This window comes from Caldimonas tepidiphila (assembly GCF_003569765.1).
In the GTDB taxonomy this organism is placed as follows: Bacteria; Pseudomonadota; Gammaproteobacteria; order Burkholderiales; family Burkholderiaceae_C; genus Caldimonas; species Caldimonas tepidiphila.
In genome coordinates this window covers 60769-83675 of the sequence record NZ_KZ983959.1, presented here as the reverse complement: position 1 = coordinate 83675, position 22907 = coordinate 60769, and the positions used below count along the sequence as shown (strand labels likewise).

The following is a 22907-nucleotide window of genomic DNA, read 5'->3' as shown; positions in this document are numbered from 1 at the left end:
CCGCCCGGGCGGTTCTCGACGATGACCGGCTTGCCCCACTTCTTCTGCAGCTTCTCGGCGAGCATGCGCAGCACCGCCTCGGGGCCGGCGCCCGCGGGGAAGGGGGTGATGATGCGCACCGGCTTGGTGGGGAATTCCTGCGCGTGCGCGGTGGCGCCGAGCAGGCCGAGGGTGGTGATGGCGGCGGCGAGCGCGGTCCTGGCGAGGGTCTTCATGGGGGCTTGTGTCTCCGGCTTGTCTGTCGGTTCGTCGGGGCGGGGTGGCGGCTCAGTCGATGTACTTCAGCCCTGCGGCCGCCAGCGGCTCGCGCATCTTGTACATGTCCAGGCCCAGCACGCCGGAGGCGAGCTTCTCGCGCTTCTCGCCCTCGAAGCTCTCGCGCTTGCGCGCGGCCTCGAGCGTCTGCACGGCCTTCGCGGCCGGCACGCAGACCACGCCGTCGTCGTCGGCGACGATCACGTCGCCGGGCGTCACCAGCATGCCGGCGCAGACCACCGGGATGTTGACCGAGCCGAGCGTGGCCTTGATCGTGCCCTTGCTGCTGATGCACTTGCTCCAGACCGGGAAGTTCATCTCCTGCAGCGTCCTGACATCGCGCACGCCGGCATCGATCACCAGCGCGCGCGCGCCGCGGGCCTGGAAGCTCGTGGCCAGCAGGTCGCCGAAGTAGCCGTCGGTGCACTCGGAGGTGATCGCCGCGACGACGATGTCGCCCGGCCGGATCTGCTCCGCCACGACATGCATCATCCAGTTGTCGCCGGGGTGCAGCAGCACGGTCACGGCGGTGCCGGAGACCTGCGCGCCGGGATAGATCGGGCGCATGTAGGGTTTCAACAGGCCGACGCGGCCCATGGCCTCGTGGACGGTGGCGGAGCCGAGTGCGGCCAGCCCGTCGGCGGCTTCGCGGTCGGCGCGGTTGATGTTGCGGTAGACGACACCGAGTTCGTACATGGCGGGACTCCTGGGGTTCGTGGGTCGGGGGCGGGGCGGCTTCAGAGGCCGCGGGCCTTGAGTGCGGCGTCCAGGCGCGGGTAGACGCGGCGCGCGTTGCCCTCGTAGATCTTGTGGCGCTGCTCGGGATTCATCGCCGACGCCTCGATGTAGCGCTTGGTGTCGTCGTAGTAGTTGCCGGTCTCGGGGTCGATGCCGCGCACCGCGCCGATCATCTCGCTCGCGAACAGGATGTTGTCCACCGGGATCACCTTGGTCAGCAGGTCGATCCCCGGCTGGTGGTAGACGCAGGTGTCGAAGAAGATGTTGTTGAGCAGGTGCTCCTGCAGCAGCGGCTTCTTCATCTCCTGCGCCAGGCCCCGGAAGCGGCCCCAGTGGTAGGGCACCGCGCCGCCGCCGTGCGGGATCACGAACTTCAGCGTGGGGAAGTCCTTGAACAGGTCGCCCTGCAGGCACTGCATGAAGGCGGTGGTGTCGGCGTTGAGGTAGTGCGCGCCGGTGGTGTGGAAGCAGGCGTTGCAGCTCGTGCTGACGTGCACCATCGCCGGGATGTCGTACTCGACCATCTTCTCGTAGATCGGGTACCAGTGGCGGTCGGTCAGCGGCGGGCTGGTCCAGTGGCCGCCCGAGGGGTCCGGGTTCAGGTTGATGCCGACGAAGCCGTACTCCTTCACGCACTTCTCGAGCTCGGGGATGCAGGTCCTCGGATCGACGCCCGGCGACTGCGGCAGCATCGCCGCGCCGATGAAGTGGTCCGGGAAGAGCTGGCTGACGCGCCAGCAGAGCTCGTTGCAGATCGCCGCCCAGGTGGACGAGGTGTTGAAGTCGCCGATGTGGTGCGCCATGAAGCTCGCGCGCGGGCTGAAGATCGTCAGGTCGCTGCCGCGCTCCTTCATCAGGCGCAGCTGGTTGGTCTCGATCGACTCGCGCAGCTCGTCGTCGCTGATCCTCAGGTCCTCGACCTTCGGCGCGACCGAGGGGTCCTTCAGGCCGGCGATCTGCTGGTTGCGCCAGTTCTCCAGCGCCTTCGGGGCCGTGGTGTAGTGGCCGTGGCAATCGATGATCATCGTCTATCTCCTGGGTGCGTTCGGATTTGTCGCGTGCTCGCGTGCTCGGCAGGGGCGCGGGCGGGCCGCGCCGCGCAGGAACGGGCAGGGAAGGGCGGCGGGCTTCAGGGCGCCGCCGCGATCCGGCCGGTCCGGGCTGTCGAGGCGATTGTCGGCAGCGTCTCCCATGCCGGACAGGGGGGCAAATGCACTAGCAGCTATAACAAACCGGCATGACCCGGGCGGCCAGGGGGGCGGAGAGCCTCGCCGCGGACGGTTCAGCCCGGTTTCGAGTGGGCCGCCGTTCCCTGCGGCAAGCTGCGTACCAGTTCGCCGAGCAGCGCGGTGGCCTGCCGGGTCAGCGGGCTCGGGCGCTGGCGCGCGGAGGTCGCGAGGCACAGCACGCTCGGCAGGCTGGGCTCGATCAGCGGGCGCACCGCGAGCTCGTCGGCGCGACCCGATGCGGCCACGGCGCTGGCCGTCAGCACCGCGTGGCCGTAGCCGGCGCAGACCAGGTCGATGATCGCGCCGACGCTGGAGACCTCCCAGGCGATGTCGAGCCGCAGGCCGGCGAGCGCCGCCTCGGTGTCGAGCAGGCGACGGATCACGTGCAGCCGCTCGGGCAGGATCAGCGGGTAGCGCGCCAGCTCGCGCAGCGGCAGCGGCGCGCGCGCCTCGGCGCCGCCGCCCGGCGGCAGGGCGCTGCCGGGGCTGCCGGGGCTGCCCAGTGGCCGCGCGCGCTCGATCAGGCACAGCCGCTCCTGCAGCAGCGGGCGCAGCTCCAGCATCGGGTGCGCCTCGGGGTTGTAGAGCAGGCCGAGGTCGACCCGGCCGGTGGTGATCCACTCGACGATGTGGGTGGACAGGCCCTCGACGATCGCCAGCCGCGCGCGCGGCAGGCGCCGCTTGAAGCCGTCGATCAGCGGCAGCGTGAGCTGGCGGCCGATGGTCGGCGGCAGCCCGATCGTGATGTGCCCGACCGGCTCGTCGCGCGCGCCGCCGATGTCCTCGCGCGCCTGCGCCACCTGCTGCAGGATGGCCACGCCGTGCTCGAACAGGCGCTGCCCCGCCTCGGTGAGCGTGACGCCGCGGCCGTTGCGCAGCAGCAGCGTCTCGCGCAGCTCGGTCTCGAGCGCGCGCACTTGGCGGCTGAGCGCCGGCTGCGCGATGTCGAGCAGCTGCGCGGCGCGGCTGAAGCTGCCGAGCTCGGCGACGTGCACGAAGTATTCGAGCTGCTTGAGGTTCACGGCGGCGCGGGCCCGTCGTCCGGCCGGCTCAGGCCGGCTCCATGCCGTTGCCGCGCTTGGCGGCCTCGGCGGCGGGCGAGACCAGGAAGTCCAGCAGCGCGCGCACCGCCCCGGGCTGCGTCGCGGTCGCGGCGATGCCGGCGGAGAAGGTGGTGATGATCTGCACCTCGTCGGGCAGCGGGCCGACCACGTCGATGCCCTGCAGGTGGATCAGCTCGCTGAGCTGCTGGAAGCCCAGCTCGACCTCGCCCTTGGCCACCAGCGAGCCCACCGGCACGCCCGGCGGCGCCTGCACGATGCGGTCGCGGATCTGCTCGGCGATGCCCCAGCGCTCGAACAGCTTCACGAGCGCCACGCCGCTCGGCCCGGTCGAGTAGCTCAGGCTGCCTGCCGTGAGCACCGCCTGCCTGAGCGCCGCTTCCGAGCCAATGTCGGGGCGCGGCGCGCCGCTGCGCACCGCGACCGCGACGCCCGACTTCACGAGGTCGGTGCGGCTGCCGGCGAGCACCTTGCCGGCCTGGATCAGCTGCTCGATCGCGTTGGACGCGAGGATGACCACGTCGAAGGCCTCGCCGGCCTGCACGCGCTTGGCGGCATCGACGCCGCCGACGGATTCGACCGTCACCGGCTGCTGCGACTGCTGCTCGAACTGCTGCACGAGGTCGGCCAGCAGCTGCCTGGTGGCCATGGAAGAGATGATGCGGAGGGGGGATGGCACGTCGCGTTTCCTCTTTGGATTGTCCGGCGGGCGCAGCCGCGGCGCCCGTGCGAGGGGGCCATTATTTCGGCGTTTTCCGCAAAGGCGCGGACGCGGCCGGTCCATGCGTTTCCCGTCCCCGGCGGCATGCCGGGCCGCTCGCGCCTCCCCGCGACCGGAGGGAGGGTGCTTCAGGTGCGGCACGGTCAGGCCGATAAGATCCGCTTCCGCTCCGGGTTTTCCCGGGATTTCGTCCCACGAAGGTCTTGCCCCGCATCACGATGAGTTTCACGCCCCTGCGCCGCCGCCTGCTGCTGACGTCCCTGGCCCTGCTCGCGCCCGGCGCGCTGCGCGCCAACCCGCAGCCGGGGGTGCCGCTGACGGTGGGCATGGCCACCTCGCTGGTCGACTCGGCGCTGGCCGAGCGCGTGCGCCGCGCCTTCGCCGGCGACACCGGCCTCGCGCTGGTGCCGCGTCCCGGCCCGAGCGCGCGGCTGCTGCAGCAGCTCGAGCGCGGCGAGATCGACATCGCGATCACGCACGCGCCGGCGCTCGAGCTCGCGCTGGAGCAGCAGGGCCTGGCCAGCGGCCGCCAGTTCGTCGCGGCGAGCGACTTCGTCATCGCCGGTCCGGCCGCCGGCGGCGCCACGCCGCGCGGCCAGGACCCGGCCGACGTGCGCGGCGAGCGCGACGCGGCCCGGGCGCTGCAGCGCATCGCCGCCTCCGGCGCGCCCTTCATGTACACCGCAGAGGGCTGTGGCGCGCAATTCGCCGCCGACGCGCTGTGGCAGGCCGGCGGCGGCATGCCGGCCGGCACGGTGCTGCTGCGCTCGGACGCCGGCATGGGCGCGACGCTGGCGCTCGCGGCCCAGGTCGGCGCCTACCTGCTGGTCGACCGCCCGACCTGGGCCGCGAGCCGCCGGCGCGGCTCGCTCGCGGTGCTGGTCGAGGGCGACGCGCGGCTCGCCACCCGCTTCCACGCCCTGCGTTCCTCCCGCTCCGGGCATCCGTCGGCCCGGCTCTTCCTGCAGTGGCTCGCCGGGCCGGCGGGGCGCAAGGCCCTGGCCGCCGCGCCGCACTACCGGCTCGAGGACGGCGCCACGGCCCTGTGAGCGCCAAGGCGCCGCGGGCCGCCGGCCCTGCCGCGCCGCGGGTCGGGCGGCAGGCGGCATGATGCGCGCATGGAACGAAGCGTCATCAGCGTCAACACGGGCACCGCCCGCGACATCGAGGTGGCGGGCCGCACCGTGCGCACCGCCTATCGCAAGCTGCCGGTCCCGGGGCCGGTGGAGGTCCGCCCGCTCGGCCTCGCGGGCGACGAGCAGGTCGACCTGGAAGTGCACGGCGGGCTCGACAAGGCCGTCTATGCCTATCCGCAGGAGCACTACGGCTTCTGGGCCACCGTGCGCGCGCAGGCGAAGCTCGCGCCCTGGGGCGAGCAGGGCGCGCTGCCACCGGGCAGCCTCGGCGAGAACCTGACGATCCGCGGCCTGCTGGAGGCCGACGCCTGGGTCGGCGACCGGCTGCGCTTCCCAGGCTGCGTGCTCGCGGTCAGCGCGCCGCGCTTCCCCTGCTTCAAGTTCGACCACGCGATGGGCTTCCGGCACGCGAGCAAACTGATGGCCCAGTCGGGCTGGTGCGGCTTCTACCTCGCGGTGATCGAGCCCGGCACGATCGCCGCCGGCGACGGCTTCGAGCTGCTGCCGGGGCCGCGCGAGGTCGGCATCCGCGAGCTGTTCGAGGCGCGCCGGCGCGGCTAGGCGACTAGGCGGCGGTGCCGCGGCGCGCCAGGCGCTCCCACAGCCGGTACAGCGGCGCGGCCAGCAGCAGGATCGCGATCAGCCGCGTGATGTGGAAGGCGGTGACGATCGGCACGCCGAGCTGCAGCACCTTCGCGGTGATGCACATCTCGGCCATGCCGCCCGGCGCGGTGCCGAGCAGCACGGTGGCCGCATGCAGGCCGCTGAAATGCGCCAGCACCGCCGCGAAGCCGGCGTTGGCGCCGATCACCGCCACCGTGCCGAGCGCCGTCGTCGCGAGCCAGCGCGGCGCGGTGCGCACGAAGGCGGGCGTGAAGCGGATGCCGAGCGACACGCCGATGAAGAGCTGGCCGAGGTTGGTCATCCAGCGCGGCAGCGCCGACAGCTCGATGCCGGCCGCCGTCAGCGCGGCGGCCGCCGCCAGCGGCCCCAGCACCCACGGGTTGGGCTTGCGCCAGTGCTGCAGCGCGAGCGCCGCCGCCACCGTCAGCGCCACCAGCAGCGCGAGGCCGCCGGCATGCACCTCGCGCGGTCCCGGCACGAAGGCGTCCACGCCCTGCAGCCCCGCGAGCTGGAAGCCGAAGGGGATCAGCAGCATCACGATCAGCAGCCGCACGCTGTGCGCCGACGCGGCGAGGTCGACCCGCCCGCCATGGCGCTCGGCCAGCGTCACCATCTCCGACGCGCCGCCGACCGCGGCGGAGAAGTAGGCGGTGGCGCGGTCCAGCCCGGCGATCTGGCGGTTCGCGCGCAGCAGGAACAGCGCGTAGAGCGTGCCCATCAGCAGCGCCCAGGCGATGCCGGCGACGATCACGCCGGCATGGCCCGCCACCGTCGCGATCACCTGCGGCGTGAAGTACAGGCCGAGCGCGGTGCCGATCGCCCACAGCCCGGCCTTGCGCAGCGGCGCCGCCGACACGAGCGGCGCGCCGGCGATGCTGCCGCCGGCGGTGGCCAGCAGCGGGCCGATCATCCACGGCAGCGGCGTGCCGAGCGCCTCGCAGCCGAGCGCCGCGAGGCCGGCGAGCGCCAGCGTCAGCGCGATGCGGGTCCAGCGCGGCCAGGCCGCGAGGTGGGCGAAGGGGGGAGGGGGCAGCAGCGACACGGGAGTGGGGAGACTGGCGGGGGCGCCATGCTAGCGGGCGCTTCCTGTCAGCGGGCTGTCGGTGTTTTCGTCGCCGCGACCCGGCGCAGGCGTGCGGCCGTCGCGCCGCCGCCGTGTTCTGCGCGCGACGCTGGACGTCCGCGGGAAAACCCGAGAAAATGAGAATAGTTCGTATTTGCAAGAAGACGCCCGTGAACCCGAAACCCACCGCGCTGCCGCCCGTCGGCTCCGTTCCGCCCGGCCCCGTGCCGGCGCCGAGTCCCCGCGCGATGCGCATGCCGGCCTACCGCGACGGCCCGGCCGGCGCGGAGCGCGCGCTGGTGGTCGGCGCGGTCGTCGCCGCGCACCTGGCGGCCGGCTGGGCGCTGCTGCAGGTCGAGGCGGTGCGCCAAACGGTGGGCGAGGTCGCGCCGATGTTCGTCGAGCTGGTCGCGCCGCCCGCGCCCCCGGCGCCCCCCACCCCGCCCGCGCCGGCCCCGGCGCCGAAGCCGGTGCTCAAGCCCGCACCCGCCCCGGCCAAGGCCCCGGCGCCCGCGCCGGTGATCGCCGCGGCGCAGCCGGCGCCGGCGCCCGCGACCTTCACCGCGCCGCCCGCGCCCGTCGAGCCGGCGCCGCCCGCACCCCCGGTGGTGCAGGCCGCGCCGCCCGCCGCCCCGCCCGCGCCCCCGGCACCGCCCCCACCGCCGCGCACGCTCAACGCGAGCGAGATCCAGTACCTGACGCCGCTGCGGCGCGAGTACCCGCTGATCTCCAAGCGCATGGGCGAGACCGGCCGCGTCGTCGTGCGCCTGATGATCGACGAGGCCGGCCGGCCTCAGAACATCACGGTGCAGCAGTCCAGCGGCTTCGCGCGGCTGGACGAGGCCTCGCTCGCCGCGGTGCGCGAGGCCCGCTTCAGGCCCTACACGGAAGGCGGCCAGCCCCGTGCCGCCTGGGCCCTGATTCCCTTCGTCTATCAACTGGAGAACTGACATGGAACCCGCCAACGCCCTGGGCTTTGGCCACTTCATCGCGCAAGCGGATGTGGTGGGCAAGACGCTGCTCGTGATCCTGCTGCTGATGTCGGCGCTGTCGTGGTACCTGATCGTGCTCAAGGGCGTGACGCTGGTGACGCGCCGCCGCCGCAGCCAGGAGTTCCTCAACCACTTCTGGAACGCGACCTCGCTCGACGAGGTGCAGGCCGAGATCGCGACGCACGGCGCGCGCGACCCGTTCTCGCACCTCACGAGCCACGCCCTGCACGCCAAGTCGCACCACGAGAAGTACGGCGCGGCCAAGCTCGCCGACGCCGGCACCGAGGGCGAGTTCCTCACGCGCACCATCAAGAAGGTGCTGGACGAGGAGACCACGCGGCTCGAGAACGGCCTGACAGTGCTGGCCACCATCGGCGCGACCGCCCCCTTCGTGGGCCTCTTCGGCACCGTCTGGGGCGTCTACCACGCGCTGGTGGCGATCGGCATGAGCGGCGCGGGCACGCTCGACAAGGTCGCGGGCCCGGTGGGCGAGGCGCTGATCATGACGGGCCTCGGCCTCGCGGTCGCGATCCCCGCGGTGATGGGCTACAACTGGTTCGTGCGCGCCAACCGCGTGCTCAGCGCCAAGCTCGACGCCTTCGCCTACGAGCTGCACACCTTCCTGTCGATGGGCCAGCCGCTCGGCGCGCAGCCCGCCCGCCCGGCCGGCGCTCCCGCCAGCGTGCGCCCGATCAACGGCGGCGCGCGTCCCGCCGGCAACGCCTGACGACCCGGGGAGACCGACATGGCCTTTGCAAGCTTCGACTCGAAGAACGGCGGCGCGCCGCTGGCCGAGATCAACATGGTGCCGCTGATCGACGTGATGCTGGTGCTGCTGGTGATCTTCATCGTCACCGCGCCGCTGCTGTCGCACTCGGTGAAGATCGATCTGCCCAAGGTCAGCTCGCAGGTCGACCAGCCGCCGCCGCAGAAGATCGAGTTCGCGATCGACGCGTCGGGCACGCTGTTCTGGAACGGCGAGGCGGTGGAGCGCGCGGAAGCCGCGCGCCGCTTCGAGACCGAGGGCCAGCGCCAGCCGCAGCCTGAGATCCACCTGAAGGCCGATCGCAACGTCGCCTACCGCTTCGTCGCCGAGACGCTGGCCGATGCGTCGAAGGCCGGCCTGTCGAAGATCGGCTTCGTCAGCGAGCCGGAATCGAAGTAGGTCCGGTCCCATCGCCAGCCACGCCACGCCCGGCGACCCCCGCGGTCCCGGGCGTTTTCCATGGCACGCGCTGCAGGCCCGCAGCGCCCGACTACGATGGGGCGATGAAGCCCGACCTCCGCCGCCTCCCCCGTGCCGCCGCGCTGGCGGCCCTCCCGCTGCTCGCCCTTGCGGCCGCCGCGCTGCCGGCCGCGGCGCAGACCGCCTGGCTGTTCGGCGAGCGCCACGACCAGCGCGACCACCAGCGCCAGGTCGCGCACGCGGTGCGTCAGCTCGCGGCCGAGGGCCGGCTGCACGCCGTGGTGCTGGAGATGGCCGAGCGCGGCGCCCGCACCGCCGGGCTGCCGCGCGACGCGGGCGAGGCCGAGGTGCAGGCGGCGCTGCGCTGGAGCGAGGCGGGCTGGCCCTGGGCCGCGTACCGCGACGTGGTGATGAACGCGGTCGCCGCGGGGGTGCCGGTCCACGGCGGCAACCTGCCGCGCCCGGTGCTGCGCGACGCGATGCGCGAGCCGAAGTGGGACGGCGCGGTGCCGCCCGAGGCGCATGCGCGGCTGATCGACGCGGTGCGCGAGGGGCACTGCGGCATGCTGCCCGAGTCGCAGCTCGCGCCGATGGTGCGCATGCAGCTCGCGCGCGACCGCAGCCTCGCCGAGACGCTGGCCGAGGCGGCGCGCGGCGCCGGCCGCGAGGGCGTGGTGCTGATGCTCAGCGGCTCGGTGCACGCGTCGCGCGCCACCGGCGTGCCGCTGCAGCTGCCGGCCGTCGCGCCACAGCTGAAGGTGCGCAGCATCGCCTTCGGTGCGGCTGGCGCGCCGGACAAGGCAGAGCAGGCCGCGGGCTTCGACGAGCTGCGCGCCGCGCGGCAGGAGCCGGGCGAGGACCCTTGCGCCGAGCTGCGCCGCCGCGGCATGCCGGGCCTCGCGCCCGCCGCCCCGAAGGAGGCGCCGTCCCCGGGGGCGACGCCGCCGGCAGTGCCGCCCGGGCGGGGCTGAGCGGCGGGGCGCCTCCCCCGACAAGGGGGCCTCTCCCGCGATCGGGGGCGGTGGCCCGGCAGGCGGGGCGGGGCGGCGCCCCAAGAATGGGCGAGGCCTGTTCAAGCTCCCGGAAGTCACGATGCCCCTGCCCTCCGACCGCGCCAGCGCGGCCCGCCTGTCCTCCTTCGAGCGGCCCGCCGTCGCGCGCGTGCTGCCCTTCGCGCTCTTCATGCTGCTGCTCGCGCTGCGCGGCGCGGTCGACGACGCCGGCCTCGACGGCCGCTGGATCTACGGGGTCGCGGTGCTCGTCGTCGGCGCGGCGCTCGTCTTCTTCCGCCGCGACTACGTCGAGCTCGCGCGCGGCAGCGGCCCGACGCTGGCCGAGGCGGCGGCTGCGCTCGGCGTCGGGCTCGCGGTGTTCGCGCTGTGGGTGCGGCTGGTCGAGCCGTGGATGGTGCTCGGCGAGCCGAGCGCGAGCTTCGTGCCGCTCGACGCTGCGGGCGCGGTGATCTGGCCGCTGGTGGCGCTGCGCCTCGCCGGCGCGGCGCTCGTGGTGCCGCTGATGGAGGAGCTGTTCTGGCGCGCCTTCCTGATGCGCTGGATCGAGGACCGGGACTTCCGCCGCGTCGATGCGCGCCGCGTCGGCGCGAAGGCGCTGCTGCTGTCGACCTTCGTGTTCGTGCTCGCGCACACCCAGTGGCTCGCGGCGGCGATCGCCGGCCTCGCCTACGCCGGGCTGTACCGCTGGAGCGGCAAGCTGTGGGTGGCGGTGATCGCGCACGCGGTGACCAACGCCGCGCTCGGCGCGTACGTACTGCTCACCGGGCAGTGGCGCTTCTGGTAGCGGCGACGGCGCCCCGGCCGGGACGCCGGGCGCTCACTGCACGCCGCGCGCGCGGTCCGCCTTGAACTGCTGCCGGAAGGCCTCGAAGCGCCCCGCGTCGAGCGCCTCGCGGATCTCGCGCGTCAGGTTCAGGTAGTAGTGCAGGTTGTGGATGCTGGTGAGCATCGGCCCGAGCATCTCGCCGCAGCGGTCGAGGTGGTGCAGGTAGGCGCGGCTGAAGCCGCCCGTCGTGCGGCCGTCGGGCGTCGTCGTTCCCTTGCAGGCGTAGCAGCTGCAGGTCTCGTCGATCGGCCGCTCGTCGGTCTTGTAGCGGCTGTTGCGCAGCCGCAGGTCGCCGAAGCGCGTGAAGAGGTGGCCGTTGCGCGCATTGCGCGTCGGCATCACGCAGTCGAACATGTCGATGCCGTTGGCCACGCCGTCCACGATGTCCTCCGGCGTGCCCACGCCCATCAGGTAGTGCGGCTTGTGCGCCGGGAGCTTCGGGCCGATGTGGCGCAGCACGCGCAGCATGTCGTCCTTCGGCTCGCCCACGCTCAAGCCCCCGACGGCGAGCCCCGGCAGGTCCAGCGCCTCCAGGCCCGCGAGCGACTCGTCGCGCAGGTTCTCGAACATGCCGCCCTGCACGATGCCGAACAGCGCGTTCGGGTTCTCGAGCCGCGCGAACTCGGCCTGGCAGCGCTTGGCCCAGCGCAGGCTCATCTCCATCGAGGCGCGCGCCTGGCGCTCGGTCGTGAGCACGCCCTTGGTCTCGTAGGGTGTGCACTCGTCGAACTGCATCACGATGTCGGAGTTCAGCGCGCGCTGGATCTGCATGCTGACCTCGGGCGTGAGGAAGAGCTTGTCGCCGTTGACGGGCGACGCGAACTTCACGCCTTCCTCGGTGATCTTGCGCATCTCGCCGAGCGACCAGACCTGGAAGCCGCCCGAGTCGGTCAGGATCGGCTTGTTCCAGCCCTCGAAGCGGTGCAGCCCGCCGAACTGGTTGAGGATGTCCACGCCCGGGCGCAGCCACAGGTGGAAGGTGTTGCCGAGGATGATCTGGGCGCCCATCTCCTCGAGCGAGCGCGGCATCACGCCCTTGACGGTGCCGTAGGTGCCCACCGGCATGAAGATCGGCGTCTCGACCACGCCGTGGTTCAGGGTCAGCCGCCCGCGCCGGGCCTGGCCCTCGGTGCGCAGCAGCTCGAAATGCAGGCCGCGCGACAGGTCGGGCGCGGCGGAAGTGGCGGGGGAAGTCATGCCCGGAATTGTCGCAGGGGCGGGCATCGCCCCCGGCGCGTGGGGCCGGGCGCCGCGTCAGTGTCCGAAGGCTCGGGCCGGGCTCAGACCGCCCGCTTGAACGTGGCTAGCAGCCCGCCCGCGGCGACGAACAGCCCGCCGAAGCCGCGGTTGAGCAGCCGGATCTGCCGCGGCGACTTCAGCAGCCGCAGCACCTTCGACGCGAGCGCGGTGTAGCCGGCCATCACGACGAGATCGGTGAAGCCCAGCGACAGCGCGATCGTCAGGTACTGCGGTGCGAGCGGCGCGTGGATGTCGAGGAACTGCGGCACCACCGCGAGCAGGAACACGGTGCCCTTCGGGTTCACCGTGTTGATCATCCAGCCGCGCAGCACCAGCGTGCGGCGTGGCACCGCGCCCGCCTCGGCCGACTCCGCAACCATCGGCTCGGCCGGCGCGCGCCACTGTTTCACGCCGAGCCACACCAGGTAGGCCACGCCCAGCCACTTCACGACCGCGAAGGCGAGGCTCGAGGCCGCGATCAGCGCCCCGAGGCCGACGCTGACGATCACCACCTGCGTCCAGATGCCGGCGACGAGCCCGAAGGTCGTGAAGTAGCCGCGCGCGAAGCCGTGGTTCAGGCCCGAGCTCATCGCGGCGATCGCGCCGGCGCCCGGCGACAGGCTGATCGCCCAGCAGGCGGCGAAGAAGGCGAACCAGGTGGAGAGTTCCATGGCGAAAGGGCGGTGCGGGGGGAAGCGGGCGTTGTAGCACGGCGCCGCAAAGGCTGCATGGCGCGTCCGGATTTCGCAACCGACAGCAGCGCCGCAGCGCGGCGACAATGCCCCGATGGCCAAGGAAAAGACGCAATTCAGCTGCACCGAGTGCGGCGGCACGAGCCCGAAGTGGCTCGGCAAGTGCCCGCATTGCGGCGCATGGAACACCCTCACCGAGACCCTGGCCGAGGCGCCGTCGAAGAACCGTTTCCAGGCGCTGGCCAAGAGCCAGCCGGTGACGACGCTGTCGGAGATCGAGTCGGCCGACGTCGCGCGCACGCCCACCGGCCTGGAGGAGCTCGACCGCGTGCTCGGCGGCGGCATCGTCGCCGGCGGCGTGGTGCTGATCGGCGGCGACCCGGGCATCGGCAAGTCCACGCTGCTGCTGCAGGCGGTGGACGCGCTCTCCATGCGGATGAAGGCGCTCTACGTCACCGGCGAGGAGTCGGGCGCGCAGGTCGCGCTGCGCGCGCAGCGGCTCGGCCTCGCCGGCACGCGGGTGCGCGTGCTCGCCGAGATCAACCTCGAGAAGATCCTCGCGACGATCGAGTCCGAGAAGCCCGACTTCTGCGTCATCGACTCGATCCAGACGGTCTATTCGGAGCAGCTGACCTCGGCGCCGGGCTCGGTCGCGCAGGTGCGCGAGTGCTCGGCGCAGCTCACCCGCACCGCCAAGGCCGGCGGCTGCACGATGGTGCTCGTGGGCCACGTTACGAAGGAAGGCTCGCTGGCCGGCCCGCGCGTGCTCGAGCACATCGTCGACACGGTGCTGTACTTCGAGGGCGACACGCACTCCAGCTTCCGCCTGGTGCGCGCCTTCAAGAACCGCTTCGGCGCGGTGAACGAGATCGGCGTGTTCGCGATGACCGAGCGGGGCCTGAAGGGCGTCACGAACCCGAGCGCGATCTTCCTGTCCACGCACGGCGAGCCGGTGCCGGGCTCCTGCGTGATGGTCACGCTGGAGGGCACGCGCCCGATGCTGGTCGAGATCCAGGCGCTGGTCGATTCCTCGCCGATCCCGAGCCCGCGGCGCCTCTCGGTCGGCCTGGAGCAGAACCGGCTGGCGATGCTGCTGGCGGTGCTGCACCGCCACGCCGGCATCGCCTGCTTCGACCAGGACGTGTTCGTCAACGCGGTGGGCGGCGTGCGCATCAGCGAGCCAGCGGCCGACCTCGCGGTGATGCTGTCGATCCAGAGCTCGCTGCGCGGCAAGCCGCTGCCGCGCGGCTTCATCGCCTTCGGCGAGGTCGGCCTCGCCGGCGAGGTGAGGCCGGCGCCGCGCGGCCAGGACCGGTTGAAGGAGGCGGCCAAGCTCGGCTTCGACGTCGCGCTGGTGCCCAAGGCCAATGCGCCGAAGAAGCCGATCGAGGGCCTGACGATCCACGCGGTCGAGCGCATCGAGCAGGCGATCGAGCTGGTGCGCGGTTTCTGAGAGACGGGGGAGGGGATCGATGTCCGACGAGCGCTTCGCCGAGCTGCCCGACGCGGGCGGCTGCTGGGCGGTGATCTTCAGCAGCCTGCGCACCGGCGTGGACGAGGGCTACGCCGAGACCGCGGAACGGATGGTCGAGCTCGCGTCCCGGCAGCCGGGCTTCCTCGGCGCCGAGAGCGCGCGCGGCGCCGACGGCTTCGGCATCACGGTGTCCTACTGGCGCTCGCGCGAGGACATCGCCGCGTGGCGCGCGCACGCCGAGCACGCGCTCGCGCGCGAGGCGGGGCGCGGGAAGTGGTACGAGCGCTACGCGCTGCGCGTGGCGCGGGTCGAGCGCGACGCGGGCTGGATGCGCTGAGCGAGGCCGGCGACCCTGCGCCGCCGGGAGGATCGCGGCGCGGAACGCCGCCTGCTGGGCACCGGGAAAGGAGGTGCCATGCAGGGTTTGCTGATTCCCTTGTCCTCGCTGCTGAGCGGCGCCGGGCTGCTCGTCGTCGGCGTGGGGCTGCTGTTCTCGCTGCTCGGGCTGCGCGCGGGCCTGGCCGAGTTCTCCGGCCTCGTCACCGGGCTGATCATGTCGGCCTACTTCTCCGGCTACATCCTCGGCACCTACGTCTGCCCGGCGGTGATCCGGCACGTCGGGCACATCCGCGCCTTCGCCGCGATGGCCTCGCTGGCCTCGCTGGCCTCGACGATGCCGCTGCTGCACGCGCTGTGGGTCGACCCCTGGTTCTGGGGCCTGCTGCGCCTGGTCACCGGCGTGTGCCTGGTCGGGCTCTACATCGTGATCGAGAGCTGGCTCAACACGCTCGCGCCGAGCCACGGCCGCGGCAAGGTCTTCGCCGCCTACATGGCGGTCACCTTCGTCGCGCTGGCGCTCGGGCAGTGGCTAATCCTGGTCGGCGACAAGCTCGGCTTCGTGCCCTTCGCGCTGATCTCGGTGCTGTTCTCGTTCGCGCTGCTGCCGATCACGCTGACGCGGGTGGCCGAGCCGGTCTCGGTCTCGCCGCCGCGCCTGGGATTGCGCCGGCTCTACGAGATCTCGCCGCTCGGCCTCGCCGGCGCGGTCGTCTCGGGGATGCTCAACGGCGCCTTCCTCGGCATGGGCGCGGTCTACGCGCAGGCGGTGGGCTTCACCGATGCCGGCGTCGCCACCTTCATGGCCGCCACCATCCTCGGCGGCGCGGTGTTCCAGTGGCCGCTTGGGCACTTCTCGGACAGCCACGACCGGCGCCACGTGATGCTCTCGGTCTGCATCGGCGGCGCCGCGCTCGCGCTGCTCGGCTTCTTCCTGTCGCGCGGCTCGGAGCAGGCGCTGATCGCGCTCGGCATCGTCTATGGCGGGCTGGTGTTCGCGCTCTACGGGCTGAGCGTCGCGCACGTCAACGACCTGATCGACGCCTCGCGCCTGCTCGAGGTCACCGGCGGCCTGCTGCTGCTGCACGGCACGGGCGCCGCGTTCGGGCCGACAGTGGCGGGCGCGCTGATGGACGCGCTCGGCCCGGCGAGCCTGATGCTCTATTTCGCGCTGGTGCTCGCCGCGCTCGCGGTCTTCGCCGCCTGGCGCATCCGCGCCAAGCCGGCGGTGCCGGAGTCGGAGAAGTCGGGCTACGTGGTGATGTCGGGCAGCTCGCCGGCGGTGCTGCAGATGGACCCGCGCGCCCACCCGGAGGACGGGCCGCCGCCGCACTGAGCGAAGGCGCGGCCGGCGCCCCCAGCCGGCGCCCCCAGCCGGCGCCTTCAGCCGGCGCTGCGCGCCTCGGCGACCAGCGCCGGGTTGAAGCGCGGGTCGTTGTACATCTTGAACTGGCGGTAGACCTTGAAGTAGGCGCGCCCGGCCGCGCAATCGGCCAGCAGCGCGTCGAGGCAGCCGGCGAGGTCGTCGCGCTGCTGGCGCAGCCGCTCGAGCTTCACGCGGCTGGCCTCGCGGTGCGCCTCGTCGACGTCGCCGCGCTCGGTCTGCGCCTGCATCGCGTGGATCTTCAGCGCCATGATCGACAGCCGGTCGATCATGCTGCCGGCGGTCTCGCTGTTGAGCCGCGCGCCCTCGGGGACGTGCGCGAGCGGCGCGTCGCTGCGCGCCGAGTCCTCGTCGACGAGGCGCAGCGCCACCAGCAGGATCTCGTCCACGCGCTCGGTGGCGTCGTTGCGCGCCTGGTTGTAGCGGTCGATTGCGCGCTTGTTGGCGGCGATCTCGGCGTCGGTGACGCGCGTGCGCCGCGCCAGGTCCTCCTCGGCCCACAGCAGGCAGTTGTTGTGGTGGTTGGTCTCGATCCAGAACCACAGCGGCTCGGGCGCGGCGGGCGCGAGCGTCGCGGGCCAGCCGGGGGTGCGCAGCAATCGGTCGTGGAGTTCCAGCACGGAGGCTGCGGCGGGCAGGGATGCGGGCATGGGGTCGGTGCGATGGGTTGTGGGGGGCGGGCGAGCCGCTGCCGCCGTCGGGGCTGGCAGAATCTCGCCGCCTGCCGCCGCAGATTATCGCGACGGCCCGTACCCGCAACGCCCCCGGCCCATCCCTTGTCCTCCTCCAAGCTCCAGCCCCCCGCTTCCCGTCCGCTCGTCGTGCGCCTGCGCAACTGGGTCGGCGACGTCGTGCTCGGCGTGCCGGCGCTGCGGCTGCTCGCCGCGCACGGCCACGAGCTGCACCTGATCGGCAAGCCCTGGGCCGCCAAGCTGCTGGCCGGCGAGGGCTGGCAGGTGCATGCGCTGCCGAAGACCACGCGCGAGCGCGTGCGGCTGCTGCGCACGCTGCGCCGGGGCTGCCGCGCGGCCGACCCCGGCTTTCCCCGCCGCCTCAACGCCATCGCCTTCCCGTTCTCGTTCTCCAGCGCGCTGGAGATGCGGCTGGCGGGCCTGCGCGCGATCGGCCACGCGCACGAGGGCCGCAGCCTGCTGCTCGGCCGCGCGCTGCCGCGCCGGCGCGGCATGCACGAGCTGGAGGTGTACTGGGAGCTGGCCTGCGCGCTGCTCGGTCAGGCGCCGCAGCCGCCCGCGGCGATCGGGCTGCGGGTGAGCGAGCCGCACCGCGAGCAGGCGGCGCGGCTGCGCCGCGAGCACGGGCTCGAGCCCGGGCGCTACCTCGTGCTGTGCCCCTTCGCGGGCGGCACCTTCGAGAAGCTGCCCAAGACCTGGCCCGCCTTCCCCGCCTTCGCGCAGGCGCTCGCGCCGCTCGGCCTGCCGCTGGTGCTGTGCCCCGGCCCCGGCGAGGAGGACGCGGCGCGGCGCGACTTCCCCGGCTGCCTGGTGCTGCCCGGCGTCGATCTCGGCGTCTACGCCGCGCTGCTGCAGGACGCGGCGCTGATGGTCTCCAACGACACCGGCCCCGGCCACCTGGCCGCGGCGGTCGGCACGCCCACGCTCAGCGTGCTCGGGCCGACCGACCCGCAGCAGTGGCGCCCCTGGGGGCCGCAGGTCTCGATCGTGCGGGGCGACGAGGGCGGCTGGCCGGAGCCGGCCGCCGTGATGGCGCAGCTGCGCCGCATGCTCGCCGCGCCCCGCCCCTCGGCCGCGCCCGCCTGAGGGCCGCGTCGCGCTGCGCGACGCCGGCGGCCCCCGATCCGGGCGGCCGTCGCACGGCGATTGCCCATGGCATGCGGCTCCCGCGTGCCTTCCAAGGACTTCCCATGCAACTCCTCGTCTCGGCCGGGCTGATCCTGGCCATGGTCCTCTGGGGCCTGCTCGCCCCGGCCTCGCTCGGCGCGGTGTTCGACCAGGCGCTCGCCTTCACCACGCGCAGCTTCGGCTGGTTCTACCTGTGGGTGGTGCTGCTGCTGGTGGGGCTGGCGCTCTTTCTCGCCGTCAGCCGCTACGGCGACCTGAAGCTCGGCGCCGACGAGGACGAGCCCGAGTTCTCGCTCGGAGCCTGGTTCTCGATGCTGTTCGCCGCCGGCATGGGCATCGGCCTGGTGTTCTGGGGCGTGGCCGAGCCGCTGTCGCACTACGGCACGCCGCCGCCCGGCATCGCGCCGCGCACGCCCGAGGCCGCCAACGCGGCGATGCGCTACACCTTCTTCCACTGGGGCCTGCATCCCTGGGCGGTGTACAGCGTGGTGGGGCTGGCGATCGCCTTCTTCCAGTTCCGCCGGCGCGCGCCCGCGCTGGTGAGCGCGTCCACCGCGGCGCTGCCCTGGCGCTTCGCGCAGCGGCTGTCGCCGCTCGTCGACGTGCTCGCGGTGGTCGCCACCGCCTTCGGCGTCGCGGCCTCGCTCGGCATCGGCTCGCTGCAGATCAACAGCGGGCTGAACGCGGTGTTCGGCCTGCCGGTCGGCCCGGCCTGGCAGGTCGGCATCCTCGCGGTCACCACCGCGCTCTTCCTCGGCTCGGCGCTCAGCGGCGTGCACCGCGGCATCAAGTGGCTGTCCTCCTCGAACCTCGTGCTCGCCGCGCTGCTGGCGCTGGCGGTGTTCGTGCTGGGCCCCACCGTGGCGCTGATCGACACCTTCACCACCACGCTCGGCAACTACCTGAGCGAGTTCGTGCGCATGAGCCTGCGCACCACGCCCTTCCGCGACAGCAGGTGGGTCGGCAGCTGGACGATCTTCTACTGGGCCTGGTGGATCGCGTGGTCGCCCTTCGTCGGCCTGTTCATCGCGCGCGTCTCGCGCGGGCGCACGCTGCGCGAGTTCGTCGTCGGCACGGTGCTGGCGCCGACGCTGGCCGGCTTCGTCTGGTTCTCGGTCTTCGGCGGCACCGCACTGCACCTGGAGATCTTCCAGAACGCCGGGCTGTCGCAGGCGGTGGCGGGCGACGTCTCGACGGCGCTGTTCCGCATGTTCGAGCTGCTGCCCGGGGGGCTGCTGATGTCGGTGGCGGCAACGCTGCTGGTGCTGGTGTTCTTCGTCACCTCGGGGGACTCGGCGACGCTCGTGCTCGGCATGATGAGCACCGGCGGCAACGCCGACCCGTCGGCGCGCGTCAAGCTCGTCTGGGGCGTGCTGGTCGCCGCGATCGCCGCGAGCCTGCTGCTCGCCGGCGGCGTGCAGGCGGTGCAGACCGCCACCATCGTGTTCGCGCTGCCCTTCGCGGTGGTGATCGTGCTGATGGCGGTGTCGCTGCTGCTGGCGGTGCGGCACGACTGGCGCGAGGAGCAGCGGCGCGAGCGCGAGCTGCGCCGGCGTCTGCGCGACATCGCCGACGGCTCCGGCCCGCGGTGAGCGGCCCGGGCGGGACTGCGGGTACCCCCAACCGGCGGGTCGCGTTCCGCCCCTTACCATCGCGCCCATGAATCCCCTCATCGGCTGGGCGCTCGCGGCAGCGGCGCTTTTCATCGGCTGGCGCACGCAGGGCTGGCCCGGCGTGCTGTTCGCCTTCACCGTCATCGTCTTCTGGGTGCTGCTGCAGTTCAACCGCGCGGTGCGCGTGATGCGCAACGCCGGCAGCGCGCCGCTCGGCTACATCGACAGCGCCGTGATGCTCAACGCCCGGCTCAAGCCCGGCATGCCGATGCTGCAGCTCGTGATGCTCACGAAGAGCCTGGGCCGCAAGCTCTCCGACGATCCCGAGACCTGGGTCTGGAGCGACCCGGGCGGCTCGCAGCTGCGCGTCGAGGTGGCGCGCGGCAAGGTCGTGCGCTGGGAGATGCTGCGCCCGGAAGAGGCGGTCGCGCAAGAGGCCGCGGCCCGGCCCGACGCCGGCTGAAGCACGCGCCGCGCAGCGAAACGGCCCGCGGCGTGCAGTCCGACCGGACGGACACCCCGCCCGGGAAAAGGCCGGCGGCATAGAATTGCCGGTTTCTCGACCCCACAAGACCCAGGAGTGCCCATCATGTCGATGGACGATCGCGACGGAAAGATCTGGATGGACGGGCAGCTCGTGGACTGGCGCGACGCCAAGATCCATGTGCTGACCCACACGCTGCACTACGGCTGCGGCGCCTTCGAAGGCGTACGGGCCTACAACACCGTCAACGGCACCGCGATCTTCCGCCTGCGCGAGCACACCGAGCGGCTGTTCAACAGCGCCAAGATCCTGCGCATGAAGATCCCCTTCAGCTTCGAGGAGGTGATGCAGGCGCAGCTCGACGTGGTGCGTGCCAACAATCTCGAGAGCTGCTACCTGCGCCCGCTGACCTGGATCGGCTCCGAGAAGCTCGGCGTGTCCCCGAAGGGCAACAAGGTGCACCTGATGGTCGCCGCCTGGGCCTGGGGCGCCTACCTCGGCGAGGAGGGCTTGAAGCGCGGCATCCGCGTCAAGACCAGCAGCTACACCCGCCACCACGTCAACATCACGATGACGCAGGCCAAGGCGGTGAGCAACTACAGCAACTCGATCCTGGCCAACATGGAAGCCACCGACGAGGGCTACGACGAGGCGCTGCTGCTGGACTCCGCCGGCTTCGTCTCCGAGGGCGCGGGCGAGAACATCTTCGTCGTCAAGAACGGCGTGATCTACACGCCCGACCTGTCGGCAGGCGCCTTGAACGGCATCACGCGCAACACGATCTTCCGCATCTGCGAGGACCTGGGCCTGAAGCTGGTCGAGAAGCGCATCACGCGCGACGAGGTCTACATCGCCGACGAGGCCTTCTTCACCGGCACCGCCGCCGAGGTCACGCCGATCCGCGAGCTCGACCGCCTCGAGATCGGCAGCGGCTCGCGCGGCCCGATCACCGAGAAGATCCAGAGCGCCTTCTTCGACATCGTCAACGGCCGCAACCCGAAGTACGCCGAGTGGCTGACGAAGGTCTGAGCGAGTTTCCGAGATCGAGCTGAAGCGAGGAGCCTTTCGATGAGCGAACTGAAACCCGGCGCCAAGGCGGTCGTGGAAGTCGGCGCCCAGGACCTGCAGGGCCACGGCGTGGTGTTCTGCCCGAACCCGAAGATGCCGCTGTGGGCCAACCACCCACGCGTCTTCATCGACGTGGCGAGCACCGGCGAGGGCTGGTGCCCCTACTGCGGCACGGTCTACAAGCTCAAGCCCGGCGAGCAGGCCCACCACCACACGCACTGAGAGGGCGCGAGCCCTCACTGCGCGGCCCGTCCCGGGCCGCCGCCCCCGGCGCCCGCCCCTTCGGCGGGCGTCTGCTTTTGCGGCGCTCGAAAGGCGCCCGCGCCACGGCGGGAAACCCGCCCGCAGCGCGGCGCGGGCGCTTCTCCTACAGTCGCCGCATGTCCTCCTGCGTCCTTCCCTCGCCCGCGCTCGCCGGCCTGCACGTGTTCGAGCGCGGCTGGCTGTCGTCCAACAACGTGCTGATCCCCGGCGCGGACGGGGAGGGCGCGGTGCTGCTCGACAGCGGCCACAGCGTGCACGCGGCGCAGACGCTGGCGCTCGTGCGCCATGCGCTCGGCGGGCAGCCGCTCGTGCGCGTGATCAACACCCACCTGCATTCGGACCACTGCGGCGGCAACGCAGCCCTGCAGCGCGAGTTCGGCGCCGAGGCGCACGTGCCGCCCGGCAGCTGGGACGCGGTGCAGGCCTGGGACGAGGAGCGGCTGAGCTATGCGCCCACCGGCCAGCGCTGCGAGCGCTTCCGCGCGCACGGCCGCGTCGAGCCGGGCCGCACGCTCGCGCTCGGCGGCCGGCACTGGGAGGTGCTCGCCGCGCCCGGCCACGACCCCGACTCGGTGATGCTGTTCGACGCGCTGCACGGCGTGCTGGTCTCGGCCGACGCGCTGTGGGAGAACGGCTTCGGCGTGGTCTTCCCGGAACTGGAGGGCGAGCGGGCCTTCGACGACGTGGCCGCGGTGCTCGAGCTGATCGCGCGGCTGCCGGTGGCGGTGGTGATCCCCGGCCACGGCGCGCCCTTCACCGACGTCGCGGCGGCGCTGGCGCGCGCCCGCGCGCGGCTCGACGCCTTCCGCGCCTCGCCGGCGCGGCATGCGCGCCACGGCGCGAAGGTGCTGCTGAAGTACCACCTGATGGAGGAGCAGGCGCAGCCGCTGGCCGAGTTGCGCCGCTGGGCCGGCGCGACCCCGCTGCTGGGCACGATCTGGCAGCGCCACGCCGCGCGCGGCGAGGGTTTCGACGCGTGGTTCGGCGCGCTGCTGCGCGAGCTGTGCGAGGGCGGGGCGCTGGCGCTGCACGACGACGGCGTGGTGCGCAACGCCTGAGCGGCGCGGCGACGGTCGAGGACCGGGCGCCTCCCGGGGGAATGCCGATTGCCGCGCGCGCCTCATGACCTACCGTTTCCTCCATCGAGCCCCCGGAGCCGCCGCATGAAGATCGGCCTGATTTCCGACACCCACGGCCTGCTGCGCCCGGAGGCGCTGGCGGTGCTGCGCGGCAGCGAGCACATCGTGCACGTCGGCGACGTCGGCAGCCCGGCGGTGCTGGCGCAGCTCGCGGCGATCGCGCCGCTGACCGCGGTGCGCGGCAACAACGACAGCGGCGCCTGGGCCGAGGCACTGCCGCACAGCGCGGCCCTGCGGCTCGCGGGCATCGTGATCTTCGCGGTGCACCGGCCGCAGGACGTGCCGGCCGGCGCCGCCGAGGCCGGCTACCGCGTCGTGCTCACCGGCCACACGCACCAGCCGCGCTGCGAGGAGCGCGACGGCGTGCTGCACGTCAACCCGGGCAGCGCCGGGCCGCGGCGCTTCAGGCTGCCGGTGAGTGCCGGCTGGCTCGAGATCCGCGACGACGTGGTGCGCGCGCGCCTGTTCGACCTGCTCTGAGCCGCCGCGAGGGCGCGGGCGGGAGACGGGTCCAGGGCAGGGGGCGCGGGCACCTCCGTACAATGCCGCT

General features: G+C 72.9%; 25 protein-coding genes and 1 pseudogene. 17 read left to right on the top strand and 9 right to left on the bottom strand.

All coding sequences use genetic code 11. The features are described 5' to 3' along the window. The 5 genes and pseudogenes from D3A59_RS01695 to D3A59_RS01675 all read right to left on the bottom strand — a co-directional run. A pseudogene (locus D3A59_RS01695) lies at positions 1-215 on the bottom strand (tripartite tricarboxylate transporter substrate binding protein); the annotation flags it as partial. 52 nt (positions 216-267) lie between these two features. Next, positions 268-951: a 4-carboxy-4-hydroxy-2-oxoadipate aldolase/oxaloacetate decarboxylase gene (ligK, locus tag D3A59_RS01690; protein ID WP_119153202.1), complete on the bottom strand. Its 684-nt coding sequence runs from the start codon at positions 949-951 to the stop codon at positions 268-270. 41 nt (positions 952-992) lie between these two features. Then, positions 993-2018 (bottom strand): amidohydrolase family protein, encoded by a 1026-nt coding sequence (locus tag D3A59_RS01685; protein WP_119153201.1) that lies wholly within the window; start codon positions 2016-2018, stop codon positions 993-995. Positions 2019-2275: 257 nt separating this feature from the next. Further along, positions 2276-3244 (bottom strand): LysR family transcriptional regulator, encoded by a 969-nt coding sequence (locus D3A59_RS01680; RefSeq protein WP_119153200.1) that lies wholly within the window; start codon positions 3242-3244, stop codon positions 2276-2278. Positions 3245-3272: 28 nt separating this feature from the next. Then, on the bottom strand, positions 3273-3962 hold the full coding sequence (locus D3A59_RS01675; protein ID WP_240635884.1) for a substrate-binding domain-containing protein: 690 nt from the start codon (positions 3960-3962) through the stop codon (positions 3273-3275). A gap of 260 nt (positions 3963-4222) precedes the next feature. On the opposite strand from D3A59_RS01675, the gene D3A59_RS01670 reads away from it, so the two are divergent. Beyond that, a complete protein-coding gene (locus D3A59_RS01670) occupies positions 4223-5053 on the top strand; it encodes a substrate-binding domain-containing protein (RefSeq protein WP_119153198.1) in 831 nt (276 codons plus the stop codon). 69 nt (positions 5054-5122) lie between these two features. Then, entirely contained in the window at positions 5123-5701 is a 579-nt protein-coding gene (locus D3A59_RS01665; protein ID WP_119153197.1) for an MOSC domain-containing protein, read from the top strand. 4 nt (positions 5702-5705) lie between these two features. Here D3A59_RS01665 and D3A59_RS01660 read toward each other — a convergent pair whose 3' ends face one another. Next, the gene (locus D3A59_RS01660) at positions 5706-6806 is read right to left on the bottom strand and encodes an AbrB family transcriptional regulator (protein WP_336470397.1); all 1101 of its coding nucleotides are present in this window, start codon (positions 6804-6806) and stop codon (positions 5706-5708) included. Positions 6807-6997: 191 nt separating this feature from the next. Here D3A59_RS01660 and D3A59_RS01655 point away from each other — a divergent pair, with 191 nt between their 5' ends. From D3A59_RS01655 to D3A59_RS01635, 5 genes are all read left to right on the top strand, one after another. Further along, complete coding sequence (locus D3A59_RS01655; protein WP_240635883.1) at positions 6998-7777, top strand: energy transducer TonB; 780 nt, start codon at positions 6998-7000, stop codon at positions 7775-7777. Between the two features lies 1 nt (position 7778). Then, a complete protein-coding gene (locus D3A59_RS01650) occupies positions 7779-8546 on the top strand; it encodes a MotA/TolQ/ExbB proton channel family protein (RefSeq protein WP_119153196.1) in 768 nt (255 codons plus the stop codon). Between the two features lie 18 nt (positions 8547-8564). Further along, on the top strand, positions 8565-8984 hold the full coding sequence (locus tag D3A59_RS01645; protein ID WP_119153195.1) for an ExbD/TolR family protein: 420 nt from the start codon (positions 8565-8567) through the stop codon (positions 8982-8984). 104 nt (positions 8985-9088) lie between these two features. Beyond that, positions 9089-9976: a ChaN family lipoprotein gene (locus tag D3A59_RS01640; RefSeq protein ID WP_119153194.1), complete on the top strand. Its 888-nt coding sequence runs from the start codon at positions 9089-9091 to the stop codon at positions 9974-9976. A gap of 121 nt (positions 9977-10097) precedes the next feature. Beyond that, positions 10098-10802 (top strand): CAAX prenyl protease-related protein, encoded by a 705-nt coding sequence (locus tag D3A59_RS01635; RefSeq protein WP_119153193.1) that lies wholly within the window; start codon positions 10098-10100, stop codon positions 10800-10802. A 33-nt stretch (positions 10803-10835) separates the two neighbouring features. Here the strand turns inward: D3A59_RS01635 and tgt are convergent, their stop codons facing one another. After that, complete coding sequence (gene tgt / locus D3A59_RS01630) at positions 10836-12041, bottom strand: tRNA guanosine(34) transglycosylase Tgt (protein WP_205665072.1); 1206 nt, start codon at positions 12039-12041, stop codon at positions 10836-10838. 83 nt (positions 12042-12124) lie between these two features. Further along, positions 12125-12754 (bottom strand): LysE family transporter, encoded by a 630-nt coding sequence (locus D3A59_RS01625; RefSeq protein ID WP_119153191.1) that lies wholly within the window; start codon positions 12752-12754, stop codon positions 12125-12127. Positions 12755-12869: 115 nt separating this feature from the next. On the opposite strand from D3A59_RS01625, the gene radA reads away from it, so the two are divergent. The 3 genes from radA (at position 12870) to D3A59_RS01610 (ending at position 15921) form a co-directional block, all read left to right on the top strand. Further along, positions 12870-14228 (top strand): DNA repair protein RadA, encoded by a 1359-nt coding sequence (gene radA, locus D3A59_RS01620; protein WP_119153190.1) that lies wholly within the window; start codon positions 12870-12872, stop codon positions 14226-14228. A 19-nt stretch (positions 14229-14247) separates the two neighbouring features. After that, positions 14248-14586, top strand: a complete 339-nt coding sequence (locus tag D3A59_RS01615) for an antibiotic biosynthesis monooxygenase family protein (protein ID WP_119153189.1) — start codon at positions 14248-14250, stop codon at positions 14584-14586. Between the two features lie 78 nt (positions 14587-14664). Continuing rightward, entirely contained in the window at positions 14665-15921 is a 1257-nt protein-coding gene (locus D3A59_RS01610) for an MFS transporter (protein ID WP_119153188.1), read from the top strand. 47 nt (positions 15922-15968) lie between these two features. Here D3A59_RS01610 and D3A59_RS01605 read toward each other — a convergent pair whose 3' ends face one another. Next, positions 15969-16619: a DUF4254 domain-containing protein gene (locus D3A59_RS01605; protein ID WP_119153187.1), complete on the bottom strand. Its 651-nt coding sequence runs from the start codon at positions 16617-16619 to the stop codon at positions 15969-15971. A 126-nt stretch (positions 16620-16745) separates the two neighbouring features. Between D3A59_RS01605 and D3A59_RS01600 the strand changes: the two genes are divergently transcribed. The 7 genes from D3A59_RS01600 to D3A59_RS01570 all read left to right on the top strand — a co-directional run bounded on the left by D3A59_RS01600 (position 16746) and on the right by D3A59_RS01570 (position 22837). After that, positions 16746-17747: a glycosyltransferase family 9 protein gene (locus D3A59_RS01600; RefSeq protein ID WP_157991348.1), complete on the top strand. Its 1002-nt coding sequence runs from the start codon at positions 16746-16748 to the stop codon at positions 17745-17747. 104 nt (positions 17748-17851) lie between these two features. Beyond that, positions 17852-19381 (top strand): BCCT family transporter, encoded by a 1530-nt coding sequence (locus tag D3A59_RS01595; protein ID WP_119153185.1) that lies wholly within the window; start codon positions 17852-17854, stop codon positions 19379-19381. Between the two features lie 67 nt (positions 19382-19448). After that, positions 19449-19865 carry a hypothetical protein gene (locus tag D3A59_RS01590; RefSeq protein WP_119153184.1) on the top strand — a complete coding sequence of 139 codons (417 nt, stop codon included), beginning with the start codon at positions 19449-19451 and terminating at the stop codon, positions 19863-19865. Positions 19866-19991: 126 nt separating this feature from the next. After that, positions 19992-20915 carry a branched-chain amino acid transaminase gene (locus D3A59_RS01585; RefSeq protein ID WP_119153183.1) on the top strand — a complete coding sequence of 308 codons (924 nt, stop codon included), beginning with the start codon at positions 19992-19994 and terminating at the stop codon, positions 20913-20915. A 39-nt stretch (positions 20916-20954) separates the two neighbouring features. After that, positions 20955-21176: a zinc-finger domain-containing protein gene (locus D3A59_RS01580; RefSeq protein ID WP_119153182.1), complete on the top strand. Its 222-nt coding sequence runs from the start codon at positions 20955-20957 to the stop codon at positions 21174-21176. Between the two features lie 158 nt (positions 21177-21334). Beyond that, positions 21335-22276 (top strand): MBL fold metallo-hydrolase, encoded by a 942-nt coding sequence (locus D3A59_RS01575; protein ID WP_119153181.1) that lies wholly within the window; start codon positions 21335-21337, stop codon positions 22274-22276. A 105-nt stretch (positions 22277-22381) separates the two neighbouring features. After that, a complete protein-coding gene (locus D3A59_RS01570; protein WP_119153180.1) occupies positions 22382-22837 on the top strand; it encodes a metallophosphoesterase family protein in 456 nt (151 codons plus the stop codon). Positions 22838-22907 lie beyond the last annotated feature (70 nt).